Here is a 19,285-nt window from a genome sequence, read left to right as displayed (position 1 = left end):
GCGATGCCCGAGCACCCGCCGAATGGCGGGTGTTCGATTTTCATCGATAAGTTTAGATCCGCTTGCCCGTCGTATCGAACAGATGGAAATTCTTCGCCTGTGCGGCGATCTTCAGTGTCTCGCCAATGCCCAGCTGGGAGCGGCCGGGAACGCGGAAGACGATGGTGGTGCCATCGGCGAAGGAGCCGTGTACATAGCTTTCCGCTCCAACCAGTTCCACGGCATCCACCTGCACCGTGCCGGTGAAGGCGGCGTCGGCCGGGGCTTCGGTGGCAAGCGTGATGTCTTCCGGGCGAATGCCGAGTGTGGCGACGGTCTGCGGTAGTGCTGTAACACCGTTCACCGACCAGCCGGTAGAGCCATTGGACGAAGCCGTGCCGTGCGCCAGAAGGTTCATGGAGGGCGAACCGATGAAGGTGGCCACGAAGGTGGTCGCCGGCTTTTCGTAAAGCTCGATCGGCGTGCCCATCTGCTCGATGCGGCCGGCATTCAGCACCACCAGCCGGTCGGCGAGCGTCATGGCCTCCATCTGGTCATGGGTGACATAAACGCTTGTCGTGGCGAGCGAGCGTTGCAGGCGGCGGATTTCCACCCGCATCTGCACGCGCAGCTTGGCGTCGAGGTTGGAGAGCGGCTCGTCGAACAGGAAGGCCGCGGGCTTGCGCACGATGGCGCGGCCCATGGCCACGCGCTGGCGCTGGCCGCCGGAAAGCTGGCGCGGCTTGCGCTCCAGGAACTGCTCGATCTCCAGCGCCTTGGCCGCCTCGGTGATGCGCCGTTCGATCTCCTCCTTCGGCGTGTTGCGGTTCTTCAGGCCATAGGCAAGGTTCTGGTGCACCGTCATATGCGGATAAAGCGCATAGTTCTGGAACACCATGGCGATGTCGCGGTCAGAGGGTTCGAGATCGTTGACGACGCGGTCGCCGATGACGATCTGGCCGCCCGAAATACTCTCCAGACCGGCGATCATGCGCAGCAGCGTGGATTTCCCGCAGCCGGACGGGCCGACGAGCACGATCATTTCGCCGTCGGCGATGTCCATGGACACGCCCTTGATGGCCTCGACATTGCCGCCATAAACCTTGCGGACGTCTTTCAGCGCAATTTTTGCCATTACTTCTCGGTCTCCACCAAACCTTTGACGAACCAGCGCTGCATCAGCACCACAACGATAATCGGGGGGATGATGGCGAGGATCGCCGTCACCATCACGTAATTCCAGGGCGTCGAAGCGTCGGTAAAATCCACCATGCGCTTCAAGCCGATGATGATCGTGTTCATCTTGGCGTCGTTGGTCACGAGCAGCGGCCAGAGATACTGGGTCCAGCCATAGATGAACAGGATCACGAATAGGGCGGCGATATTGGTTCTCGACAGCGGCAGCAGAATATCGCGCATGAAGCGGAACGGACCGGCATTGTCGATACGCGCCGCCTCGACCAGTTCGCCGGGAATGGTCAGGAAGAACTGCCGGAACAGGAAGGTGGCGGTCGCCGACGCCATCAGCGGCAGCGTCAGCCCCGCATAGGTGTCGATCAGGCCCAAATCGACGATAACCTTGTAGGTGGGCAGGATACGCACCTCCACCGGCAGCATGAGCGTGATGAAGATCATCCAGAAAAAGCCCATGCGGAAGGGAAAGCGGAAGAAGACGATGGCGAAGGCCGACAGGAACGAGATGACGATCTTGCCGATGGCGATGGCGAGCGCCACGACGAAGCTGTTGAACAGCAGCCGCTCGAGGCTGACGCCAACCACTCTTTCGACGCCGCCGGCCATGGCCTCGGTGTAATTGGCGCCTAGATGATCGCCGGGCAAAAGCGACATGGGCGGGCGGATGATATCCGTCGACGTCATGGAAGAAGCGACGAAGGTGTAATAGATCGGGAAGGCCACAACGATGATGCCGAGAATGAGCATCAGATGGGCGACCATGCGGGCGACCGGGCGATTTTCAATCATTGTGAAATCCTCAGCCGTAATGCACGCGCTTCTCAACGAAGCGGAACTGGAAGGCAGTGAGCGCAATGACGATCACCATCAGGATGACAGATTGCGCGGCGGAAGAGCCGAGGTTCAGGTTCACGAAGCCATCATTATAGACCTTGTAGACCAGCGTTTCCGTCGCCTTGGCGGGGCCGCCGCCGGTGACGGAATGGATGATGCCGAAGGTATCGAAGAAGGCGTAAACCGTGTTGACGACCAGAAGGAAGAAGGTTGTCGGTGCCAGCAGCGGGAAAACGATGGTCCAGAAGCGCCGCGCACCGCGCGCGCCATCAATGGAGGCCGCTTCCAGCAATGATTTCGGAATTGCCTGCAAGCCTGCGACAAAGAACAGGAAATTATAGCTGATCTGCTTCCACGCAGCGGCGGCGACCACCAGCAGCATGGCCTGGTTGCCGTCAAGCAGCGGGTCCCACATGATGCCGTTGCGGCGCAGGATATAAGAGAAGGTGCCCATAGCGGGGTTGAACATGAACAGCCACAACATGCCGGCGACGGCAGGCGCCACGGCATAGGGTATGATCATCATCGTGCGGTAAAAACCCTTGCCGCGTACCACGCGGTCAGCTGCCGTTGCCAGAAGCAGCGCAAGTCCCATGGAGACGAGTGCGGTCAGCACGCTGAAGATGACGGTGACGTGCAGGGAGTTGAGATAGCTCTCATCTGACAGCACGGCGGAAAAATTGGCCAGCCCGACGAAATTGCTGCTCAGCCCGAAGGCGTCCTCGCGCATGGTGGATTGGTAGAGAGCCTGGCTTGCGGGCCAGAAGAAAAAGATCACCGTGAGGATAATCTGCGGGGCGACCAGCAGATAGGGCAGGATCTTGTTGGGGAATACGACGCTTTGCACGGCGATCTCCTGATGAGATGGAAATACCGCCCGCACCGGGTGAGCGATGCGGGCGGGAGCAGGGATCGTTTAGTTGCCGGCGGCCTGCTTGATGGCTGCGTCACCGCGCTCAACGATCTTGTCGAGGGCGGCTTTCGCGTCCTGCTTGCCGGCCAGCATCGCCTCGAACTCTTCGTTCATGATGTCGCGCACCTGCGGCAGGTTCACGAGGCGCACGCCCTTGGAGTTTTCTGTCGGCGGCTTGCCCATCATCTGAAGCAGCGGCGTTTCGCGGGCAGGATTCTTGTCGTAGAAGCCGGATTTCTTGGTTTCCTCATAGGCCGCGATCGTTACCGGCATGTAGCCGGAGACCTGATGCAGGCGAGACTGAATCTTGGTCTGCGAGAGGAAATGGAAGAATTCCGCCACGCCCTTATATTCGGCGTCGCTCTTGCCGCCGAACACCCAGAGGCTGGCGCCACCGGGAATGGTGTTCTGCGGGCCATGGCCCTCGTAATAGGGCAGCTGACCGATGCCGTAATTCATGCCGGTCTTGACGATATCGCCAAGGCCGCCGGAGGATTCGGTGAGAATGCCGCATTCACCGGACATGAACAGCTGCTTGGCTTCGGAGGTGCGTCCGCCATAACGGAAGGTCCCGTCCTTGGCGAGATCAGCAATCGCCTGGAAATGCCCGACGAACAGCGGCGCATTGACCGCAAGCTTCACATCCGTACCACCAAGCCCGTTTTCATTGCTGCCATAGGAAACGTTGTTCCAGGCGGCGAAGTTTTCGGTCTGGATCCAGGTAAGCCAGGTGGAGGTGAAACCGCATTGTGCGGCACCGCTGGTCTTGATCTTCTTGGCGGCTTCGAAAACTTCCGGCCAGGTCTTCGGCGGGTTGGCCGGGTCAAGGCCTGCCTTCTGGAAGGTGTCCTTGTTGTAATAGAGGATCGGCGAGGACGAATTATAGGGGAAGGACAGCATGGTGCCGTCGGGCTTGGAATAATAGGCGACGATGCCGGCCAGATATTCATCCTTGTTGAAGGTGTAGCCACCTTCCTTCAGCACATCCGCCACCGGCTTGATGGCGCCGGCGGCGCCCATCATCACGCCGGAACCGGCGTCGAAGACCTGAATGATCGCTGGCGGCTGCTTGGCGCGGAAGGCGGCAATGCCGGCATTCAGCGTTTCCGGATAGGTGCCCTTGAAGACGGGCGTGATCTTGTAGTCTTTCTGGCTGTCGTTGAACTCTTTCGCAAGCGCGTCCACGACTTCGTTATTGGCGCCGGTCATGGCGTGCCACCACTGGATTTCCGTCGCAGCGAAAGCATTCGATGTGACAAAAAACGAAAGCGCGGATGCCGCAGCAAGGCGGTAGCTGAGTTTTTTCAAGGTGATTCCTCCCGTTTTAAAAACAGTAAAAGATACATGCCCTTATTGCAGCCTATCCTCCTCGATCCGGCTGCGGGCGATCTTTTCTGTATTAGCATCGCCGATTAAAAGCGAACTCTAACGAAAATGCAAGAGAACGTGGAACGATTAAAACGAAAGTGAATGGAATGGTTTTATTATTCCATTTTCGGAGTGTCTCGATTTTTTCTTGTGTTCGTTGGCATGACGTGATGAGGCAAGGTTATGCGGACGAACACCGCTATGGCAGTGCCCTTTATATGTGGCGTGTATGAATGTTATTGATATGTTATTACATAACATATTATGGTGATGCGAATATATGAATTGCAGGATGCAGACGTGTTCGGAATCACGCGAAAGAAGACGGTTGAACGCAAGGAGGATTCGGCTGCGGCGCCACCGGTTCAGACGGTGCCCGTCACCTTGCTCACCGGCTTTCTCGGTGCCGGCAAGACCACCTTGCTGAACGAGCTTCTGGCCGCGCCGGCCATGGGCGACGCGGCCGTCATCGTCAATGAATTCGGCTCGGTACCCATCGATCACGGTCTGGTTCGAACCGGTTCGGAGCGTTATTTCCAGACCACGACGGGCTGTATCTGCTGTACCGCCACCAGCGATATCCGCACCTCGCTTTACGAATTGCATCAGGCCTTTCTCGAAGGGGTGATGCCGGAAATATCGCGGGTCGTGATCGAGACCACCGGCCTTGCCGATCCCGCACCGATCATCAACAGCCTGATTGCCGGTGGCACACCGGCGCTTGGCCTGCGTGACCATATCGTTGCCCGGCACTTTCATCTTTCGGGCGTTGTCACGGTTTTTGATGTCATCTCGGGCCGGGCGGTGCTTGACAGTTTCATCGAGGGCTGGAAACAGCTGGCCTTTGCCGATCACATCGTTCTCACCAAGACCGATCTCGCCGATGCGGCGGTAATCGACCAGAAGAGCCTCACCGATCTCAATCCCGCCGCCCACCTGCATGACCGCAACGCGGCCGATTTCGATCTCATGTCGCTTCTCGCAACGAAGAATTATTCGCTGCACGGCAAGACGGAGGACGTGCCGGGGTGGCTGGCCGCCGACAGGCTGAGCCTTCATGCCGGCCATGATCACGACATCAACCGCCATGGCGCCGGGGTGAAGGCATTCGACCTCACCTTCGACGGCGCGCTCGATCCGCAGGCGATCGTCACCTTTCTCGAACTTGTCACCAGCAACGTGCATTCCGGCCTGCTGCGGCTCAAGGGAATTTTCGGCGCGACTGACGACCCGGAGCGGCCGGTTGTCGCCCACGCCGTGCAGCACCGGCTTTATCCCCTGACCCGGCTGGAAAGCTGGCCGGATGGCGATCGTTCAACCCGTATCGTCATGATCGGTATGGATATGCCGCAGCAGCCGATCCGTGATCTTTTCAACACATTGGCCGCGCAGGCGGGGCGAAAGGGCAGGGCATGAACAATCCGCTCGCACGTAGCGGTTCCGCGATCATCTCGAAGGCCCGCGTTTTGAAACAATGGGCGCGCGATTTGCTACATCTTTGTGCCGAAGATATCGTCTCCGTCAGCGAGCTTTCCTGTGCGCTACCGGATTGCCCGCCACGGGAAACAGTGATCGTCGTCCTGTTCGCCTGCGGCGAAACCAGGCAAATATCCATCCACAAGGCGCTGCTGGAGGTGGATCATGACGATATCGTGTGCGCCCTTGCCGTGAATTCCGCCTGAGAACCCGCCTCCAAGCGGCGGAGGCGCTTGACCGCCGCAGTCCTCATCCGCCACTTCAGGGACGGCGGTGGGATTCGCTGACAATAAAGGGCAGGCAATGGCCGATCTGGCGGTATATGCGGGTTTGTTTCTGACGGCGTTCATCGCGGCGACTATCCTGCCCATGCAGTCGGAGGCAGCGCTTGCCGGTCTCATCCTGCTGAAATCCCAGCCTGTCTGGCTGCTCGTCGCCGTGGCCAGCGTTGGCAATGTCGCCGGCTCCTTCGCCAACTGGCTGCTTGGGCGTGGCATCGAGCGTTTCCGGCATGAACGCTGGTTTCCCGTCGGGGAGGCTGCGCTGCAACGGGCGCAGAACTGGTACAGGCGTTACGGCAAATGGTCGCTTCTTCTAAGCTGGGCGCCGTTGATTGGTGACCCGCTGACCGTGGCAGCCGGCATCATGAAGGAACCGTTGCCGGTGTTTCTGCTGCTGGTCACCATTGCCAAGGTCGGGAGATACGTCGTGCTGGCGCTGCTGACGCTGAATTTTCTTTGAGTCACCCGTTTCTCCTCCCCGGGCGGGGAGAAGACTAAAACCGCTGTCGCTCGCCTGAAAATGGGGGGAAGGCAATCAGGCCGCCTGTCGGTCCCAACTCGCAAAGGGGTCCGGCAGGTGCCGCCACGCGTCCGGCGTGAAGGCTTCGGTGTCGATCAGGCAGGCATCCAGCTGCGCGCGGATGCGGGCTTCGCTCATCGGATCGGAACCGATGAAGACGATCTCCTGCCGCCGGTCGCCGAAGACCGGATCGAGATAGGGTTTCATCATATCGAGGAACTGCTGTTCACGCGGCCATTGCGCTTTCGGCACGGCGGACCACCAGAGGCCCATCTTGCCGGTGCGGACCAATGCGCCTGCCTGGCTGATCTCGCCGACATAACGCGGCCGTGTCGCCAGCCAGAAGAAGCCCTTGGCGCGCACCACCCCCGGCCAGGCACGATCGATGAAGCGCTGGAAGAGCACGGGATCGAAGGGCTTTTTGGCGCGGTAAACGAAGGAGCGGATGCCATATTCCTCGGTTTCGGGAATGTGGTCCTTGAAGCCGTGCAGTTCCTTGAACCACAGGGGATGTTCTTCGGCCCTGGCGAAATCGAAGCGACCGGTGCCGAGCACTTCTTTCAGTTCCACCCTGCCGAAATCCGCCTCGATGAGTTTCGCATCCGGGTTCAGACCGACGATGATCTTGCGGGCCGCATCCCGCTCCTCTGGCGTGGCGGTGCCGATCTTGTTGAGGACGACCACATCGGCAAATTCGATCTGCTCGACCAGAAGGTCGACAATGGTGCGGTTGTCGCCATCACCCGCGGTTTCACCCCGGTCGGCCAGAAAATCGGATGAACCGTAATCATTGAGAAGATTGGCGGCATCCACCACCGTCACCATCGTATCCAGCTGCGCAACATCAGACAGGCTGCGGCCGTTCTCGTCACGGAAATCGAAGGTGGCGGCCACGGGAAGCGGTTCGGCGATGCCGGTGGATTCGATCAGCAGATAATCGAAGCGACCCTGTTCGGCGAGCGCACGGACCTCGGTCAAGAGGTCGTCGCGCAACGTGCAACAGATGCAGCCATTGGTCATTTCCACCAGCTGTTCCTCGGTGCGGGAAAGATTGGCGCCGCCATCCCGCACCAGCGCCGCATCGATATTGATTTCGCTCATATCGTTGACGATCAACGCCACGCGCAGGCCATCACGATTGGCGAGGATGTGGTTGAGAAGGGTGGTTTTGCCGGCCCCTAAAAAGCCGGAAAGGACGGTGACGGGCAGTTTTTTCATGGGAACCTCGTTCTGTGGCAACAGTCGCGTGGACGTTATGACGACCACGGCAGGCGATCTGGAAACGGAGGTTTTTTGAAGTGCCGGTTCCAGTTATGTAACGTAATAACATTACATATGTGCGACATGTCAACGGGCTTTGGAAAAAAAGCATCTGCGCAAGAGTGAGGTCTCTGCCCAACAGCGCGACACTCAAACTTTCCAATAGTTAATGTTATTTCATTACATATTCGTTTGACGAATGTAATAACATTACATATCAAGGGCCATCAAATGAAATCCTGCCCAGGAGGGATCGATGAGCGATCCGTGCCTTACCTTCACAAATTTGACGCTTGGATATGCCGGCCGTGCGGCCGTGCATCATCTGGATGGCGCTATCGCCAGGGGATCGCTCACCGCGGTTGTCGGCGCCAATGGCTCGGGCAAATCGACGCTGATGAAGGGTATCGCCGGCATCTTGAAACCGCTCGGCGGTGAGTGCCGGATCAGCTCAGGCATCTCCGTCGCCTATCTGCCGCAGCAGTCGGAACTCGACCGCTCGTTTCCGGCTCAGGTGCGCGATCTCGTTGCGCTGGGTCTCTGGCCAAAACGCGGCCTGCTTGGCCGCCACCTTTCCCAGGACAAAGCGGCGATGGGCCGGGTGATGGAAGCGGTCGGGCTGTCCGGTTTTGAAAAGCGCAATATAGATTCGCTCTCCGGTGGCCAGATGCAGCGCGCCCTGTTTGCCCGCGCCATGTTGCAGGATGCGCAGCTTATCCTGCTGGATGAACCCTTCAATGCCGTCGATGAGCGCACCGTCACCGATCTTCTGGTGCTGATCAAGGCATGGGTTGCTGAAGGACGCACGGTGCTCGCCGTCCTGCATGACCATCAGCTGGTGCGGCAGCATTTTCCCCAGACCCTGTTCCTCGCGCGGCGTCTGGTCGGCCTCGGCCCGACAGCCGATGTCCTGAAGCCGGAAAACATGCGCCAGGCGCGGCATTTCCACGAGGCATGGGAGGAAAATGCACCGTGGTGCGCGCCGGGCGATGCGCCAATGACCAATGCACCGGTGACCGACGCGCTCGACGAAGGCCCACGGGCGGCGGCGTCACATTCTCACACTCATCCCCAAGCCCACTCCCACGCGAATTCGAATGCCCATGGCTGATTTCTTCATCGAACCCTTCGTTCAATATGTCTTCATGCAACGGGCGCTCGCCGGCGCGTTGATCCTTGCCATCAGCTGCGGGCCGGTCGGGGTGTTCCTGATGTTGCGCCGCATGAGTCTCACGGGCGATGCCATGTCGCACGCCATCCTGCCGGGGGCGGCGGTCGGCTTTCTGTTTTACGGGCTGGAAATCCTGCCGATGACGATTGGCGGGCTGGTGGTCGGCCTCGTGGTGGCGCTGGGTGCCGGTGCGGTATCGCGTTTCACCGTCCAGAAGGAAGATGCGTCACTGGCCGCCCTTTATCTGATTTCACTGGCGCTCGGCGTGCTGCTCGTTTCGTGGCGCGGCTCCAGCGTCGATCTCATGCATGTGCTGTTCGGCACCGTGCTGGCGCTGAACAATGAGGCGCTTGGCCTGATCAGCGGTATCTGCATCGTGACGCTGGTGGTGATGATCACCTTCTGGCGGGCGCTTCTGGCGGAGTGCCTCGATCCCCTGTTCCTGCGCTCGGTCAGCAGCTGGGGCAGCCCGGTGCATTTCCTCTTCCTCGCCATCGTCGTGCTCAATCTGGTTGGTGGCTTTCAGGCGCTCGGAACGCTGCTGTCGGTGGGCCTGATGATGTTGCCCGCCGCCGCCAGCCGCTTCTGGTCCAACCGCGTGGCGCCCATGTGCTTCATCTCGATCGGCATCGGCATGGTTTCCTGCTTTGCCGGCCTCATCCTGTCCTATCACGCGTCGCTGCCATCCGGCCCGGCGATCATCCTTTCGGCGGGCGTCATCTATGCGCTCTCCATTCTCGTCGGCACACGCGGCGTGCTCGGCGATCTTCTCGGTTCCGGCCGTCACAGAACGGCCTGAAAACAGCGTTCGAAAAAAGGAGAACCTTCATGTTCAAAGCCTTCCGTCTTGCCACCTGCGCAAGCCTTCTTACCCTCTCCCCGGTCCTGATGGCGCAGGCTTCGGCTGCCGAACTCAAGGTCGTCGCCAGCTTCTCGATCATCGCCGATTTCGCCAAAAATGTCGGCGGTGACCGGGTCGAGATTACCACGCTCGTTGGGCCGGATGGCGATGCGCATGTCTATGAGCCGCGTCCCGCCGATGCGGTCGCCGTCAGCAAGGCTGGCGTCGTGCTGGTCAATGGCCTGGAATTTGAAGGCTTTCTGAAGCGGCTTATCGACACCAGCGGCACCAAGGCCCCCGTCGTGGAACTGACCAAGGGCGTGCAGCCATTGAAGCTTTCCGACGAGCCAGTCGGTCACGCCCATCCGGAAGCTGAGGAAGAAGGCCATGACCATAAGGCCGAAGAAGCCGGCCACAAACACCAGACCGCCGAGGCCCATGATCACGACCACGAGGGACATCATCACGGTGAATACGATCCACATGCCTGGCAGTCGATCAACAACGCCGAAATCTACGTGAAGAACATTGCCGGCGCATTTTGCGAAGTCGATAAGGCCGGTTGCGCGACATACACCGCCAATTCGGAAGCCTATATCGCCAAGCTTGCCGCTCTGAACGAGAAGGTGAAGACCGAAATCGCCGCCATCCCGCCGGAAAAACGCGTTATCATCACCTCGCATGACGCCTTCGGTTATTTCGAGCACGCCTATGGCCTCAACTTCCTCGCGCCCGAGGGCATCTCGACGGAATCCGAAGCCTCGGCCGCCGACGTCGCCAAGCTGGTGGATCAGGTTAAACACGACAAGGCTTCGGCTATTTTCGTCGAAAACATCACCGACAAGCGGCTCATCAACCAAATCGCCAGCGAAACCGGCCTGAAGGTTGGCGGCACGCTCTATTCCGATGCGCTTTCCACCGCCGATGGCCCGGCCGCGACCTATATCGACATGGTCAACCACAATATGCAGACGATTACGGCGGCCGTTCTCAGCCAGTAAAACGGATGGTCTTGCCTTGCTCTGGGAGAGGGTGGCTTGCGCCGCCCTCTCTGCTTTTGTCCTGGCAGCCCTGCCGCTCGTCGGGGAACGTGAGGCGACACAGGAACAGGAACGAAATAATCCCTTCGCAATGGCCTGTTCCTTTAGCGATTTCCATTTCGGTGCTACACACCCTCTTCATGTCCGACGCGCTTCACATCTTCACCGACGGCTCCTTCGACGATGCCTCCCGATCCGGAGGATGGGCGTTCGTCGTTCATGAAGACGGCCACCAAGTGCATTCCGCCTCGGGCAAGGCGGCTGGCACATCGAACAATAGTTTTGAGGTTCTCGCCATTCTGAGCGCCATGTCCTGGGTCGCCGCCGAAGCGCCAACGCGTGACGTCACGCTCTGGACGGATGCCGTTCATGTGATTGAGGGCTGCCGCCGTTATCGAGCGATCTGGCGCAACAACGGCTGGAAGCGGATCACGCCTAACCAGCGCACCCGCCGAAGACCGATCCCCGACAGGGAAATCTGGCAGCAGCTTGACAAGCTGCTGGAGCGGCATCCCCATGTGGCAGTGGAATGGTGCAAAGGGCATTCCGGCTTGACCGGCAATGAGCATGCCGATGCATTGGCGCGTGGTGTCGCGCGCACGACGGCAACTTAACCAGCGGCCGTCAGTCACCGTCCTTCGGTACCTTAAGTTTGATTCCAGCCGTTCCCGGTCTCGACCCTTCCCCCTATCGGGCGGGTGCGCCGATATTTTACCGCACCCTCAACCCACTTAGCCACATGCGGTTACCTGAGCCGTTTCTTCGTTGCCCGTTGACAATCGATCCGCCCTTTGAAATGGTAAGATGTCAGACCAATTTAGAGGATGCGTCTTGGACAGGTCCAGCCGGGAACTTATGCAGCCAATTCCGCCGAGCGACCGCGTGCGCCAGGTGGAGGCAGCGCTTTCCGATTATGTCGAGAGGGCAGGGCTGAAGGCAGGCGAGCGGCTGCCGGCCGAGCGGGAGCTGATGGCGGCGCTGGGTGTCGGTCGCTCCACCATTCGCGAGGTCATCCGCAAATTTCAGGCGCTGGGCGTTATCGACAGTCGCAAGGGCAGCGGCAATTATCTGCTGAAACCGATTTCCGCCGCCACCGTGCATATGCCAATTTCCATCGATGCCGAAAGCCTGCGCGATGCGCTGCTGATGACGCTGGAAGTGCGGCGCGGCATCGAGGTCGAGGCCTCCATGGCCGCTGCGCGCCGTCGCACTGCGGACGATATCGCCACCATGGAAGCGCGGCTCGATGAGATGGAGCGGGTGCATCTCGCCGAAGGCACCTCCGGCAAGGCCGACCTTGCCTTCCATCTTTCGATTTACGACGCCACGCATAATACGCTGTTCAAGCAGCTGCTGGAGCAGATGCGTGAAGGTTTCGAACGCTTCTGGCTGAAGCCGTTCGACCGGCCGGATTTTGCCAGCCGCTCCTTCCCCTTTCATCGCACGCTGTTCAACGCCATCGCCGCCGGTGATGCCGAGACCGCCCGTGAAGAAACACTGAAAATCCTCGCCGTTGTCGAGGAGGATATCAAGGACATGTCGAAATGAACCAAGGCAACGATCTCTTCGATCCCGCCTCCCTGATTGTCGCGCATGACGAGACCCACGCTTTCGAAGCCGTGGTTCCGCCGCTCGTGCAGACCTCGCTTTTCACCTTTTCCAGCTACGATGAAATGGTCTCCACCTATCGCGGTGAAAAGGTGCGGCCGGTCTATACGCGCGGGCTGAACCCGACGGTGCGCATGTTCGAAGAAATGCTGGCCAAACTCGAAGGCGCTGAAGACGCGCTCGGTTTTGCCAGCGGCATGTCTGCTATCTCTTCCACTGTGCTGTCCTTCGTCTCACCGGGCGACCGCATCGTCGCGGTGCGCCATGTCTATCCCGATGCCTTCCGCCTGTTCGGCACCTTCATGCAGCGCATGAATATCGAGGTGACCTATGTCGACGGCCGCGATGAGGCGGCGGTTGAAAAGGCTATGCCGGGTGCAAAGCTGTTTTACATGGAAAGCCCGACGAGCTGGGTGATGGAAGCCCATGATGTCGGTGCGCTGGCCGCCATCGGCAAGCGTCATGGCGCGGTCACCGTCATCGACAATTCCTGGGCAAGCCCGGTCTTCCAGCAGCCGATCTCGCTCGGCGTTGATCTCGTCGTGCATTCGGCCTCGAAATATCTGGGCGGCCATAGCGATGTGGTCTCCGGCGTGGTGGCCGGCTCGAAGGCGATGGTCGATCGCATCCGGGCGGAAACCTATCCCTATCTCGGTGGCAAGATGTCGCCCTTCGATGCCTGGCTGCTCATTCGCGGGCTTCGCACCCTGCCGCTGCGCATGAAGGCGCATCAGGCCTCGGCGCTTGAGATCGCAACCCGCCTGCAGGCGTTGGATGTGGTGGAGAAGGTTTGCCATCCGGGGCTGGCGAACCGTCTGCCGCCCGGCCTTAACGGCACATCGGGCCTGTTTTCCTTCATCTTCAAGGACGGGGTGGATGTGCGCGCTTTTGCCGACCGCCTCAAGCTTTTCAAACTGGGTGTTTCCTGGGGCGGGCATGAAAGCCTCATCGTCCCCGGCGAAGTGGTGCTCGAACAGAAGGCGCAGCCAAACTCCGCCCACACCTTCGGCATCAGCGCGCGTTCGGTGCGCCTGCATGTCGGGCTGGAGGGCACGGAAGCCCTCTGGAACGATCTCGAACCCGCGATCAAGGCGGCCTCCGCCGCCTGACGCGTTTTTAAACTGACGACAAAAAAGGGGAGAACGACATGAAAAAACTGGTAACAGCAGCCATCTTCACCGCCCTGATGACCGGAACGGCGCTGGCGGACACGACCTTGAAACTGGTCGAGGTCATCACAAGTCCCGAGCGGACGGAAACGCTGAAAGGCATCGTCTCGAAATTCGAGGCTGCCAATCCCGGCACCAAGGTGGAAATCATCTCCCTGCCGTGGAGCGAAGCCTTCCAGAAATTCGCCACCATGGTCTCGGCCGGCGATGTGCCTGACGTGATGGAAATGCCCGACACATGGCTGTCGCTTTATGCCAATAACGGCATGCTGGAGAGCCTTGAGCCCTATCTTGCCAAGTGGGAGCACACCGCGGGCCTGAGCGAGCGCACGCTCGAACTCGGCCGCGATGTCAAGGACACGGCGTATATGCTGCCATATGGTTTCTACCTGCGCGCCATGTTCTACAACAAGAAGCTGCTGGCCGAAGCCGGCGTGAAGGAGCCGCCGAAGACACTTGAGGAATTTGCCGATGCGTCCAAGAAGGTCGCAGCCCTTCCCGGCAAATCTGGCTACTGCCTGCGCGGTGGCCCGGGCGGCCTTAACGGCTGGGTCATGTTCGGCGCATCCATGGCCGGTTCGAACGAGTTCTTCACCAAGGACGGCACCTCCACTTTCGACAGCCCCGGCTGGGTGAAGGGCCTGACCTATGTGATCGATCTCTACAAGAACGGTTATGCGCCGAAGGACAGCGTCAACTGGGGCTTCAACGAGATCGTCGCCGGCTTTTATTCCGGCACCTGCGCTTTCCTCGATCAGGACCCGGATGCGCTTATCGCCATTGCCCAGCGCATGAAGCCGGAAGATTTCGGCGTCATGACCATGCCCAAGGGACCTGACGGCAAGACCTTCCCGACGATTGGTTTCGCCGGCTGGTCGATGATGTCGAAATCCGAAAACAAGGACCTTTCCTGGAAGCTGATCGAGACGCTTGAAGGGCCGGAAGGCAATATCGAGTGGAACAAGAAGACCGGTGCGCTGCCGGTGCACAAGTCGGCGGAGAAGGACCCCTTCTATGCCAGCGAGCAGTTCAAGGGCTGGTTCGACGAACTGGCCGACAAGAACGCCGTGCCGACGAAAATGCCGACCTATCTTGAGGAATTCGCCTTCTTCAAGGATTCGCTTGTGATCAAGACATCGCAGGAAGCGCTGCTCGGCGACATCACGCCGGAAGACCTTGCCAAGCAATGGGCTGATTACATGACCAAGGCGCAGCAGAAGTTCCTGGCCTCGAAGTAACGACATTGACCGGCCGTGCGGGCGCAAATGCCCGTGCGGCGGGTCTTGCCGGCCTTCGCTGCGACAGGCCTTTTCATAGAAATTTTTCGGATCGGTAAGCCGAGAGGCTGGAAAACCCGTCCGTTCCGTCGTCCGATCAGGGAGCGATACAATGTCCTATGCCCATGGCGCCGGGCCGGTGGCTGCGCGCAAAACGGCTGGCAAGCCTGCGATGCGGCGGTTTGCCGATTGGGCCGAACCGTGGCTTTACAGCGCGCCGGTGCTGGTGCTCATCGTCGCCGTCATGCTGGTGCCGCTGGTGCTTGGCCTCTCCTATGCCTTTCGCGATGTACAGCTGCTCAATCCGTTCTCCGGCGGTTTCGTTGGTCTCAAACATCTGGAGGCGCTTTCGCAGGACGCGGCCTTTTACCGGGCGCTGAAAAACACGCTGTGGTGGACCGGCACTTCGGTTTTCCTGCAATTCTTCTTCGGCCTCATTCTGGCGCTGCTGCTCGATAAACCCTTTGCGGGCAGGGGGCTGGCGCAGGCGCTGGTATTCCTGCCATGGGCCGTGCCGACCTTCCTTGCCGGTCTCAACTGGGCATGGCTGTTCAACCCGGTCATCGGGCCGTTACCGCACTGGATGGTCTCGCTCGGGCTGTTATCCGCGCCCAACAATATCCTCGCCGATCCGCAGCTTGCCATGTGGGGGCCCATCATCGCCAATGTCTGGTGGGGCATTCCCTTCTTCGCCATCACTTTGCTTGCCGCACTTCAGGCCATCCCGCGCGATCTTTACGAGGCGGCGGAAATTGACGGGGCAAACCCGTTGCAGCGTTTCACCTCCATCACCCTGCCGTTTCTGGCGCCCACCATCGCCATCACCATTCTGCTGCGCACCGTCTGGATCGCCAATTTCGCCGATCTCATCATCGTCATGACCAATGGCGGGCCGGCCGACCGCACGCAGATCGTCGCCAGCTACATCTTCACGCAGGCCTTCCGGCGTCTGGATTTCGGCTATGCCTCGGCCATCGCGCTGGTGCTGCTGGTGCTGCTGCTTGCCTATTCCATGCTGATCGTGCTGCTGCGCCAGCGCCTGATCGAGAAGGACTGACCGATGACATCAAGGATATTTCTCACCCTTGCCCATCGTCTGGCGATCCTTGCCTATATCGCCTTTGCACTGTTCCCACTGTTCTGGCTGCTCAAGGTGTCCGTGACGCCGAATGACCTGCTCTATAGCGAAGGTGTGAGGATGTGGCCGTCGCGGGCGACATGGGATCATTATCGTTTCGTCATAGAAAACAGTGCTTTCCCGACGTTTTTTAAGAACAGCGTCATCGTCGCGGGCTCCACGGCAATTGCCGTGACAATACTTTCTTCGCTCTCGGGTTACGCGCTGTCACGTTTCCGTTTCAAGGGCAAATATTGGATCGTCGCGCTAATGCTGATCACCCAGATGTTCCCGCTGGTCATGCTGGTTGCGCCAATCTTCAAGATGCTCTCGCCCCTCGGCCTCACCAACAGCCTGACTGGCCTCGTCATCGTCTACACCGCCTTCAACGTGCCCTTCGCCACCTTCCTGATGCAGTCGTTCTTCGATGGCATTCCGAAGGATCTGGAAGAGGCGGCGATGATTGACGGGGCGAGCCGGTTTACGGCCTTCCGCCAGATCATCCTGCCGCTGACGCTGCCGGGCATCGCCGCGACGCTGGGCTTCGTCTTCACCGCCGCGTGGAGCGAGCTTCTGTTTGCGCTGATGTTGATCTCCGGCAACCAGAGCGCCACTTTCCCGGTTGGCCTTCTGACCTTCGTTTCGAAATTCTCTGTCGATTTCGGGCAGATGATGGCGGCGGGCGTTCTGGCGCTCATTCCGGCCTGCCTCTTCTTCCTGCTCATTCAACGTTATCTCGTGCAGGGCCTGACGGCCGGCGCGGTGAAAGGATAATCCCATGGCTTCCATCGAGCTGAAGAATGTCGGCAAGACCTATGGCGACCTCGCCGTGCTGCATGGCGTCGATCTTGATATCAGGGATGGCGAGTTCATCGTCCTCGTCGGTCCCTCCGGCTGCGGAAAATCGACGCTGCTGCGCATGATCGCAGGCCTTGAAGAGATAACATCCGGCGACCTGTCCATCGATGGCGAACGCGTCAATGATCGCCGGCCGAAGGATCGCGATATCGCCATGGTGTTCCAGTCCTATGCGCTCTATCCGCATATGAGCGTCGCCGACAATATGAGCTATAGCCTGCGCCTGCGCCGCAGCCCGAAAGAAACCATCGCGGCGGCGGTGGCCGGTGCTTCCGCGAAACTTGGCCTCGATCCCTATCTCGCCCGCCGTCCGAAGGCGCTCTCCGGCGGCCAGCGCCAGCGCGTCGCCATGGGCCGCGCCATCGTGCGCCAGCCAAAGGCCTTCCTGTTCGATGAGCCGCTGTCCAACCTCGATGCCCGGCTGCGCGAGCAGATGCGGGCCGAGATCAAACGCATGCATGCCGATCTTGGCGCAACCTCGGTTTACGTCACCCATGACCAGATCGAGGCGATGACGCTTGCCTCACGGATCGTCGCCATGAATGCCGGCCATGTGCAGCAGATCGGCGCACCGCTCGATCTTTACGACCGCCCCGCCAATCTCTTCGTCGCCGGTTTCATCGGTTCGCCCGGCATGAATTTCCTCGAAGGACGGCTCGTGCAGGAGAATGGCGGCGGTTTCGTCGTGCTGGGTGACGGCACGCGTCTGGCGCTCGGCCGCGATGTGAGGCTGGCCGATGGCGAGCCGGTCACGCTCGGCATCCGCCCGGAACATGTGACCGTAGCGCCGGCTGAAGGCGGTGTGGAGGCAACCGTCGATCTGGTCGAGCCGACCGGCCTCGGCGTCATCCTGCACCTCACCGTGCATGGATTGCCCTTCAAGCTGTTTTCGTCAGACCGGGCATTGTTGCAGCCGGGTAAGTCCCTGCGGGTCGGTTTCCCGCAGGAAAGGCTGCATGTCTTTGACAGGAATGGCATGAGGATCGGGGAGGCATGACGCCCATCCAATCCGGCGGGCAGTGAAAGTACAATTTGCGGCCGAATGATCGTTTGGCGGTTGATAACTGTGTTCGACCGGCTTTTCCATGGAAGGGCGGTCGATATAAAATGCTGCATGTAATTTTCATGGGGGCAAGCACTTGGCCAAAACTATCAGGACGATGGAAGAGTTTTCGGAATTCGTCGGACTTTCCCGCCCCACGGTTTCGAAATACTTCAATGATCCGGCTTCGGTGCGCAAGAAAACACGCGATGCCATAGAGGAGGCGCTCAAGAAATCGGGATTCCGGCCGAATATTTTTGCGGTTAATCTCAATCGCCGCCGCAGCAACATTATCGGCATCATCATTCCCAACTACGCCGATCCGTTCTACATGGCGCTGACGAACCGCATCGAATTAATTGCCAACGAGGCGGGTTTTCTTGCCTTTGTGCTGTCATCGGACGGTAAGCCGGAAATCGAAGACCGCGCCATCCGCACATTCAAGTCGATGAATGTGGCCGGGGCCATCATCGCGCCGCTGGGTGTCACATCCCACTGTTCGACGCTCGAACAGCTCGCCGCCACGATCCCCATCGTTTATGTCGATTCGCCGCTCGATGAGAGGTCGGCCTTTGTCGGCACCGACAATCGGCAAAGCGTTGACCTGATTGTTGACTATCTCTGTCGCTCGGGTGAGCCGCCCAGCTATTTTGATATGCCACAGGTCAACACCAACTCCGTGACGCGCCGTATGGCTTATGTGGCGGCGATGCAGCGCTTGGGCTTCGAGCCCAGGCTGCTTGATGTCGCAAAACCTGCGCGGTGGGATTTCGAACGGTTTGCGTTCGACGAAGCCAGTCGGTTATTCGAGAATGCGGCCCTATTGCCGTCCCGCACAATTCTGTGCGCCAATGATCGCATAGCTTTCGGCGTCATCGCGGCAGCCTTCCAGAAAGGGCTAAAGGTCGGCCATGGCGTTGGCTATGACCTCCGGGTCGCCGGCCATGACGATCATCCGCTGTCGCGTTATGCCTGCCCGCCGATTACAACCGTCGCGCAGAATTATAACGAGATCGGCAGGCTTTCGATCGAGCTTCTGCTGCAGAAGCTGAACGAAGAGGCGGATGACACGACACGGATGCGGGAGCGCATTCTCCTCAGCGCGGATCTGATGTTGCGCAAATCGGCCTGATGGCTTGTTAGATAAACTAAACGAAAAATCTGATTTTCTAAATAGAACTAATATCTGAACGCTCCTACTCTGGTCTCAAGGTTGCTTTGGGAGGCGACCGCGAGAGCCGGCGCAGAGGTGCGCCGGGATCCGGGAGGAACGCAGAAACGTCATGTGGCCAGCGCCGCGAGGGGTGAACCTTCGCTGCCTCGGTATCGCATGGCCT

19 protein-coding genes are annotated in these 19,285 nt (G+C 59.5%); 14 read left to right on the top strand and 5 right to left on the bottom strand.

Translation table 11 applies throughout. The features are described from left to right. Positions 1 to 52 precede the first annotated feature (52 nt). From O8B93_RS10565 to ugpB, 4 genes are all read right to left on the bottom strand, one after another. On the bottom strand, positions 53 to 1,114 hold the full coding sequence (locus tag O8B93_RS10565; protein WP_269709760.1) for a sn-glycerol-3-phosphate import ATP-binding protein UgpC: 1,062 nt from the start codon (positions 1,112 to 1,114) through the stop codon (positions 53 to 55). After that, on the bottom strand, positions 1,114 to 1,962 hold the full coding sequence (gene ugpE, locus O8B93_RS10560; RefSeq protein WP_269709759.1) for a sn-glycerol-3-phosphate ABC transporter permease UgpE: 849 nt from the start codon (positions 1,960 to 1,962) through the stop codon (positions 1,114 to 1,116). The genes O8B93_RS10565 and ugpE overlap by 1 nt, the downstream gene beginning before the upstream one ends. A 10-nt stretch (positions 1,963 to 1,972) precedes the next feature. Continuing rightward, the gene (gene ugpA / locus O8B93_RS10555) at positions 1,973 to 2,854 is read right to left on the bottom strand and encodes a sn-glycerol-3-phosphate ABC transporter permease UgpA (protein WP_269709758.1); all 882 of its coding nucleotides are present in this window, start codon (positions 2,852 to 2,854) and stop codon (positions 1,973 to 1,975) included. A 69-nt stretch (positions 2,855 to 2,923) separates the two neighbouring features. Next, positions 2,924 to 4,234, bottom strand: a complete 1,311-nt coding sequence (gene ugpB / locus O8B93_RS10550) for a sn-glycerol-3-phosphate ABC transporter substrate-binding protein UgpB (protein ID WP_269709923.1) — start codon at positions 4,232 to 4,234, stop codon at positions 2,924 to 2,926. 324 nt (positions 4,235 to 4,558) lie between these two features. Here ugpB and O8B93_RS10545 point away from each other — a divergent pair, with 324 nt between their 5' ends. The 3 genes from O8B93_RS10545 (at position 4,559) to O8B93_RS10535 (ending at position 6,505) form a co-directional block, all read left to right on the top strand. Continuing rightward, positions 4,559 to 5,704 (top strand): CobW family GTP-binding protein, encoded by a 1,146-nt coding sequence (locus O8B93_RS10545; protein WP_269709921.1) that lies wholly within the window; start codon positions 4,559 to 4,561, stop codon positions 5,702 to 5,704. After that, complete coding sequence (locus tag O8B93_RS10540) at positions 5,701 to 5,970, top strand: hypothetical protein (RefSeq protein ID WP_269709757.1); 270 nt, start codon at positions 5,701 to 5,703, stop codon at positions 5,968 to 5,970. The genes O8B93_RS10545 and O8B93_RS10540 overlap by 4 nt, the downstream gene beginning before the upstream one ends. A gap of 97 nt (positions 5,971 to 6,067) precedes the next feature. After that, complete coding sequence (locus O8B93_RS10535; RefSeq protein WP_092732962.1) at positions 6,068 to 6,505, top strand: YqaA family protein; 438 nt, start codon at positions 6,068 to 6,070, stop codon at positions 6,503 to 6,505. A 75-nt stretch (positions 6,506 to 6,580) separates the two neighbouring features. Here the strand turns inward: O8B93_RS10535 and zigA are convergent, their stop codons facing one another. Then, entirely contained in the window at positions 6,581 to 7,783 is a 1,203-nt protein-coding gene (gene zigA, locus O8B93_RS10530; RefSeq protein ID WP_269709755.1) for a zinc metallochaperone GTPase ZigA, read from the bottom strand. Between the two features lie 298 nt (positions 7,784 to 8,081). On the opposite strand from zigA, the gene aztA reads away from it, so the two are divergent. From aztA to O8B93_RS10475, 11 genes are all read left to right on the top strand, one after another. Next, a complete protein-coding gene (aztA, locus tag O8B93_RS10525; protein ID WP_269709753.1) occupies positions 8,082 to 8,936 on the top strand; it encodes a zinc ABC transporter ATP-binding protein AztA in 855 nt (284 codons plus the stop codon). Next, on the top strand, positions 8,929 to 9,795 hold the full coding sequence (gene aztB / locus O8B93_RS10520) for a zinc ABC transporter permease AztB (protein ID WP_269709752.1): 867 nt from the start codon (positions 8,929 to 8,931) through the stop codon (positions 9,793 to 9,795). Before aztA ends, aztB begins: the two co-directional genes overlap by 8 nt. Positions 9,796 to 9,824: 29 nt before the next feature. Beyond that, positions 9,825 to 10,838 carry a zinc ABC transporter substrate-binding protein AztC gene (gene aztC, locus O8B93_RS10515; RefSeq protein ID WP_269709751.1) on the top strand — a complete coding sequence of 338 codons (1,014 nt, stop codon included), beginning with the start codon at positions 9,825 to 9,827 and terminating at the stop codon, positions 10,836 to 10,838. A 179-nt stretch (positions 10,839 to 11,017) separates the two neighbouring features. Further along, positions 11,018 to 11,491 carry a ribonuclease H family protein gene (locus tag O8B93_RS10510; RefSeq protein ID WP_269709750.1) on the top strand — a complete coding sequence of 158 codons (474 nt, stop codon included), beginning with the start codon at positions 11,018 to 11,020 and terminating at the stop codon, positions 11,489 to 11,491. A gap of 241 nt (positions 11,492 to 11,732) precedes the next feature. Beyond that, on the top strand, positions 11,733 to 12,425 hold the full coding sequence (locus O8B93_RS10505; protein ID WP_269709919.1) for a FadR/GntR family transcriptional regulator: 693 nt from the start codon (positions 11,733 to 11,735) through the stop codon (positions 12,423 to 12,425). Continuing rightward, a complete protein-coding gene (locus O8B93_RS10500; RefSeq protein WP_269709749.1) occupies positions 12,422 to 13,594 on the top strand; it encodes a PLP-dependent transferase in 1,173 nt (390 codons plus the stop codon). Before O8B93_RS10505 ends, O8B93_RS10500 begins: the two co-directional genes overlap by 4 nt. A gap of 38 nt (positions 13,595 to 13,632) precedes the next feature. Then, on the top strand, positions 13,633 to 14,892 hold the full coding sequence (locus O8B93_RS10495; protein WP_269709748.1) for an ABC transporter substrate-binding protein: 1,260 nt from the start codon (positions 13,633 to 13,635) through the stop codon (positions 14,890 to 14,892). A gap of 151 nt (positions 14,893 to 15,043) precedes the next feature. Further along, positions 15,044 to 15,988 carry a carbohydrate ABC transporter permease gene (locus tag O8B93_RS10490; protein ID WP_269709747.1) on the top strand — a complete coding sequence of 315 codons (945 nt, stop codon included), beginning with the start codon at positions 15,044 to 15,046 and terminating at the stop codon, positions 15,986 to 15,988. 3 nt (positions 15,989 to 15,991) lie between these two features. Continuing rightward, on the top strand, positions 15,992 to 16,822 hold the full coding sequence (locus tag O8B93_RS10485; RefSeq protein WP_035228147.1) for a carbohydrate ABC transporter permease: 831 nt from the start codon (positions 15,992 to 15,994) through the stop codon (positions 16,820 to 16,822). A gap of 4 nt (positions 16,823 to 16,826) precedes the next feature. Beyond that, positions 16,827 to 17,903 (top strand): ABC transporter ATP-binding protein, encoded by a 1,077-nt coding sequence (locus tag O8B93_RS10480; RefSeq protein WP_269709746.1) that lies wholly within the window; start codon positions 16,827 to 16,829, stop codon positions 17,901 to 17,903. Positions 17,904 to 18,066: 163 nt separating this feature from the next. Next, complete coding sequence (locus O8B93_RS10475) at positions 18,067 to 19,080, top strand: LacI family DNA-binding transcriptional regulator (RefSeq protein ID WP_269709917.1); 1,014 nt, start codon at positions 18,067 to 18,069, stop codon at positions 19,078 to 19,080. Positions 19,081 to 19,285 lie beyond the last annotated feature (205 nt).

The organism is Martinezella rhizogenes, from assembly GCF_027460065.1.
In the GTDB taxonomy this organism is placed as follows: Bacteria; Pseudomonadota; Alphaproteobacteria; order Rhizobiales; family Rhizobiaceae; genus Agrobacterium; species Agrobacterium rhizogenes_C.
This window is presented reverse-complemented; position numbering and strand designations above follow the sequence as displayed.

Bases quoted from the DNA above. Each gene is read 5' to 3' on its own strand.
- O8B93_RS10565 (WP_269709760.1), bottom strand. From the start codon at position 1,114: ATGGCAAAAATTGCGCTGAAAGACGTCCGCAAGGTTTATGGCGGCAAT.
- ugpE (WP_269709759.1), bottom strand. From the start codon at position 1,962: ATGATTGAAAATCGCCCGGTCGCCCGCATGGTCGCCCATCTGATGCTC.
- O8B93_RS10545 (WP_269709921.1), top strand. From the start codon at position 4,559: ATGCGAATATATGAATTGCAGGATGCAGACGTGTTCGGAATCACGCGA.
- O8B93_RS10540 (WP_269709757.1), top strand. From the start codon at position 5,701: ATGAACAATCCGCTCGCACGTAGCGGTTCCGCGATCATCTCGAAGGCC.
- O8B93_RS10535 (WP_092732962.1), top strand. From the start codon at position 6,068: ATGGCCGATCTGGCGGTATATGCGGGTTTGTTTCTGACGGCGTTCATC.
- zigA (WP_269709755.1), bottom strand. From the start codon at position 7,783: ATGAAAAAACTGCCCGTCACCGTCCTTTCCGGCTTTTTAGGGGCCGGC.
- aztA (WP_269709753.1), top strand. From the start codon at position 8,082: ATGAGCGATCCGTGCCTTACCTTCACAAATTTGACGCTTGGATATGCC.
- aztB (WP_269709752.1), top strand. From the start codon at position 8,929: ATGGCTGATTTCTTCATCGAACCCTTCGTTCAATATGTCTTCATGCAA.
- aztC (WP_269709751.1), top strand. From the start codon at position 9,825: ATGTTCAAAGCCTTCCGTCTTGCCACCTGCGCAAGCCTTCTTACCCTC.
- O8B93_RS10510 (WP_269709750.1), top strand. From the start codon at position 11,018: ATGTCCGACGCGCTTCACATCTTCACCGACGGCTCCTTCGACGATGCC.
- O8B93_RS10505 (WP_269709919.1), top strand. From the start codon at position 11,733: ATGCAGCCAATTCCGCCGAGCGACCGCGTGCGCCAGGTGGAGGCAGCG.
- O8B93_RS10500 (WP_269709749.1), top strand. From the start codon at position 12,422: ATGAACCAAGGCAACGATCTCTTCGATCCCGCCTCCCTGATTGTCGCG.
- O8B93_RS10495 (WP_269709748.1), top strand. From the start codon at position 13,633: ATGAAAAAACTGGTAACAGCAGCCATCTTCACCGCCCTGATGACCGGA.
- O8B93_RS10490 (WP_269709747.1), top strand. From the start codon at position 15,044: ATGTCCTATGCCCATGGCGCCGGGCCGGTGGCTGCGCGCAAAACGGCT.
- O8B93_RS10485 (WP_035228147.1), top strand. From the start codon at position 15,992: ATGACATCAAGGATATTTCTCACCCTTGCCCATCGTCTGGCGATCCTT.
- O8B93_RS10480 (WP_269709746.1), top strand. From the start codon at position 16,827: ATGGCTTCCATCGAGCTGAAGAATGTCGGCAAGACCTATGGCGACCTC.
- O8B93_RS10475 (WP_269709917.1), top strand. From the start codon at position 18,067: ATGGAAGAGTTTTCGGAATTCGTCGGACTTTCCCGCCCCACGGTTTCG.